The organism is Stutzerimonas stutzeri KOS6 (genome assembly GCF_000307775.2).
GTDB classification, from domain to species: domain Bacteria; phylum Pseudomonadota; class Gammaproteobacteria; order Pseudomonadales; family Pseudomonadaceae; genus Stutzerimonas; species Stutzerimonas stutzeri_B.
Map to the genome: position 1 here is coordinate 1,892,967 of NZ_KK020676.1, position 3,661 is coordinate 1,896,627.

At 61.0% G+C, this 3,661-nt stretch carries 4 protein-coding genes; 2 read left to right on the forward strand and 2 right to left on the reverse strand.

Annotated features, from left to right (window positions below; translation table 11 throughout):
* Nucleotides 1-55: 55 nt before the first annotated feature.
* Entirely contained in the window at nt 56-370 is a 315-nt protein-coding gene (locus B597_RS36765; RefSeq protein ID WP_003296758.1) for an SCP2 sterol-binding domain-containing protein, read from the reverse strand.
* A gap of 59 nt (nt 371-429) precedes the next feature.
* Nucleotides 430-1,128, reverse strand: a complete 699-nt coding sequence (locus B597_RS36770) for a histidine phosphatase family protein (RefSeq protein WP_003296757.1) — start codon at nt 1,126-1,128, stop codon at nt 430-432.
* A gap of 179 nt (nt 1,129-1,307) precedes the next feature.
* Between B597_RS36770 and sohB the strand changes: the two genes are divergently transcribed.
* Together sohB and B597_RS36780 are read left to right on the forward strand one after the other, a co-directional pair.
* Nucleotides 1,308-2,330, forward strand: a complete 1,023-nt coding sequence (sohB, locus tag B597_RS36775; RefSeq protein ID WP_003296755.1) for a protease SohB — start codon at nt 1,308-1,310, stop codon at nt 2,328-2,330.
* 14 nt (nt 2,331-2,344) lie between these two features.
* A complete protein-coding gene (locus tag B597_RS36780; RefSeq protein WP_003296753.1) occupies nt 2,345-3,337 on the forward strand; it encodes a YhdH/YhfP family quinone oxidoreductase in 993 nt (330 codons plus the stop codon).
* Nucleotides 3,338-3,661 lie beyond the last annotated feature (324 nt).

A 3,661-nucleotide genomic window follows, 5' to 3' on the forward strand; every position in this document is an offset into this window, starting at 1 on the left:
TAAAAAAACCGAAGCTGGGCTTCGGTTTTTCGTCTCTCGGCTGCTGGCGCGTGGCTCAGGCCGGGAAGAGCTCGCTGAGCTTGAGAGCCAGCATCATGTCCCCTTCGGCGCGCAGCTTGCCGCCCATGAAAGCCTGCATGCCGTCGGTTTCACCGCTGACGATGCCCTGCATGGTTTCGCTGTCCATGATCAGGGTGACGTTGGCATCGCTGGACTCGCCCTGCTGCAGATCGCAGGTGCCGTCCTTGACGACCAGATAGTAGTTCTCGGCGTCGGTGATGTTGAACTGGAAGACCAGGTCCAGGCCGGCGGCAGCGCTGGGGTTGAACTTCGACTGCATGCCTTTGAAAGTCTCGGCGACGTTGCTCATGAGGGTTTCCTTTTCGGTCGTTATGGATACACGCAGCTTTGGGCCGCTTGGGGCTGGGCTCATCTGTGGGTGACAAGCTCCGGATTTTTCAGCAATTGCAGGTGAGCATGGCTATTGAAGGACGTCAGCGCCACATCGCGCCCGCGGAACTTCAACAGACTGAGGGATGTGTTGACGATCTGCCAGTTCATCTCGAACGCCTTGATCGGCGGCACCCCGATGATCAGTTGCAGCAAGGCGGTAATGGTTCCGCCGGAGGTGAAGATGGCGATGCGATCACCTTTGCCGGCCTGCTCGAGCACCCGTTCCAGGCCTCCCTGTACACGGTCGAGGAATTGCTGCCAGCTCTCCAGTTCATCCTTTTCGTGCTCGCCGGAAATCCAGCGGTGCACGACATAGGTGAACAGTCGCTGGAAGTCGGCGCGGTGATCGGCTGCGTTGCGCAGAATGTGCATTGCATTCGGCTCGACTTCGAGCAGGGCGGGCAGATGCGCACGGATCACCGCATCGGCATGGAATTCGTTGAAGGCGGCGTCGACTTCCAGATCGGGTCCGGCGGCCAGCCTGGCCATCGTGGTTCGGGCGGTATCTTGCTGCCGATCCAGTTCGCCGCTGAGGCAGCGGTCGAAGGTCACGCCGAGCTGCGCCAGATAGTCGCCCAGCGCTTCGGACTGGCGATATCCCAGAGGAGACAGCACGTCGTAGTTTTCTGCGCCAAAAGACGCCTGACCATGCCTGATCAGGTAGATACTGCCCATGCTGCTACTCCGCCCGGCACTGTTTTTTCGCGAGGGTAGGGGCATCGTCAGGGAGTGTCAACGATAATTCGAACGTTTGTTTGAATCGCCTGCGCTGGCTCCATTTCAAGCCCGTCGGTATGCTGGCGACTCAGTGCCGAAGGGTCATGTCGGCGCCTGGAACTCATAAAGGGGGACATGTGGAATTTCTTGCCGACTACGCCAGCTTCCTGGCCAAGACCGTCACGCTGGTGGTGGCGATCGTGATTGTGCTCATTGCGCTTGCCTCCATGCGTCGCGGGCGTAGCAAGCAGGGCGGCGGTCATCTCGAGGTACACAAGCTCAACGAATTCTACAAATCCATGCGTGAGCGCCTCGAGCAGGCTGTGCTGGACAAGGACGCCTTCAAGGCGTTGCGCAAGCGCGAGGCCAAGGCCGCCAAGCAGGCGAAGAAAGCGGAAACACCGTCGCGGGTGTTCGTGCTGGATTTCGACGGTGACATAAGGGCCTCGGCGGTCGACAACCTGCGTCATGAGGTCACTGCACTGCTGACGATGGCGACCCCCCAGGATGAAGTGGTCCTGCGCCTGGAAAGCGGCGGAGGGATGGTGCATGGCTACGGTCTGGCCGCCTCGCAGCTGGTACGCATCCGCGATGCGGGCGTGCCGCTCACGGTCTGCATAGACAAGGTCGCCGCCAGCGGTGGCTACATGATGGCCTGTATCGGCAACCGGATTCTCACAGCGCCGTTCGCCATCCTCGGTTCCATTGGCGTGGTCGCGCAGTTGCCGAATGTGCATCGACTGCTGAAGAAGCATGACGTCGATTTCGAGGTACTCACGGCAGGTGAATACAAGCGTACGCTGACCGTGTTCGGGGAAAACACCGAAAAGGGCCGGGAGAAGTTCCAGGAGGATCTGGAAACGACTCATGAGCTGTTCAAGAACTTCGTTGCCCGCTACCGGCAGAACCTGTCGATCGATGACGTGGCGACGGGCGAGGTGTGGCTGGGCATCGCGGCGCTGGGCAAGCACCTGGCGGATGAGCTCAAGACCAGCGATCAGTACCTGGCGGAGCGGGCCCAGGAGGCAGAACTGTTCCAGCTGCATTACATCCAGAAAAAAAGCCTGCCGGAACGCTTCGGCATGGCGGCCAGCACGGTCATGGAGCATGGTTTGCTCAAGGGCTGGAGCCGGTTGAACGAACAACGTTTTTGGCAATGACAAGGGGAATCGCGATGAGCAGCTTCAAGGCATTACAAGTCAGCGAGAGCGCTGAGGGTCGTTTCGAATCGAAAGTCGTCGAACGGGCCGTCGATGAACTGCCGGCCGGCGAGGTGCTCATCCGGGTGCGCTATTCCTCGCTGAACTTCAAGGACGCACTGTCGGCCAGCGGCAACCGCGGCGTGACCCGCTCCTATCCACATACGCCAGGGATCGACGCCGCGGGTGTCGTGGCGTCGTCGAGCGTGGCCGAATTCGCCGAAGGCGATGAGGTGATCGTCACCGGCTACGACCTGGGCATGAACACGGCTGGGGGCTTCGGCCAGTACATCCGGGTTCCCGCTGCCTGGGTGATCAAGCGTCCTCAGGGGCTGTCGTTGCGTGATGCGATGATCCTCGGCACTGCCGGGCTGACGGCAGCTCTCTGTATCGACAAGCTGGAGCAGGCAGGCCTCGAACCGGGCGAGGCGCCGGTGCTGGTGACCGGTGCAACCGGTGGCGTCGGCAGCATCGCGGTGGCGTTGCTGGCGAGCCTCGGCTACAAGGTCGCCGCCGTGACCGGCAAGGCCGATCAGGCCGACTTCCTCACGCAACTGGGTGCCAGCCAGATCGTCGAACGTGCTGCGCTGCAGGCCGGTGTGGAAAGGCCGCTGCTCAAGGAGCAGTGGGGCGGCGCAGTGGATACGGTGGGCGGCGACATTCTGTTCAACGTGGTCAAGTCATTGCAGCGTGGCGCCAGTGTCGCCTGTTGCGGACTCACCGCAGGTACGCATTTCCAGGGCAGCGTCCTGCCATTCATCCTGCGCGGCGTAAACCTGCTGGGCGTGGATTCGGTGGAAATCCCCCTGGTGGTCAAGGCATCCATGTGGGACAAGCTTTCGCTGCAGTGGAAGCTGGCCAACCTGGATGAACTGGCCCACGAGATCGGCCTGGATCAGCTGCCGGAGGCCATCGAGCGAATCCTCGCCGGCGGCCAGGTCGGTCGCATGCTGGTGCGCCTGGACTGAAGACCGTCGTGGCTGACGAACCTTTATCGGCGCGATAGCGGCAATGAATTTCCTCGGAAGCGGCGTTTGGCGGATTCTGGCGCCACTCCTGAACGCAACCGAGGAAATCGCTCATGAAGAAACTCGCCGAAAAGATCAAGCAGATCGCTACCAGCAAGAAAGCATCCGTGCCCAGCGTTCCGGTTGAACACCCCAACTTCTGGATGTATCAGTAAGCGGGTTCTCTGTGGGTGGCACGTTCTCACGGTGATACGAGCAGCAGGACTGCCGAAATCCCGACACTCGCAGCATGAGACCTGAAACTCGAAAAGCTTCGCCCCGAGG

Bases quoted from the DNA above. Each gene is read 5' to 3' on its own strand.
- B597_RS36780 (WP_003296753.1), top strand. From the start codon at position 2,345: ATGAGCAGCTTCAAGGCATTACAAGTCAGCGAGAGCGCTGAGGGTCGT.
- B597_RS36765 (WP_003296758.1), bottom strand. From the start codon at position 370: ATGAGCAACGTCGCCGAGACTTTCAAAGGCATGCAGTCGAAGTTCAAC.
- B597_RS36770 (WP_003296757.1), bottom strand. From the start codon at position 1,128: ATGGGCAGTATCTACCTGATCAGGCATGGTCAGGCGTCTTTTGGCGCA.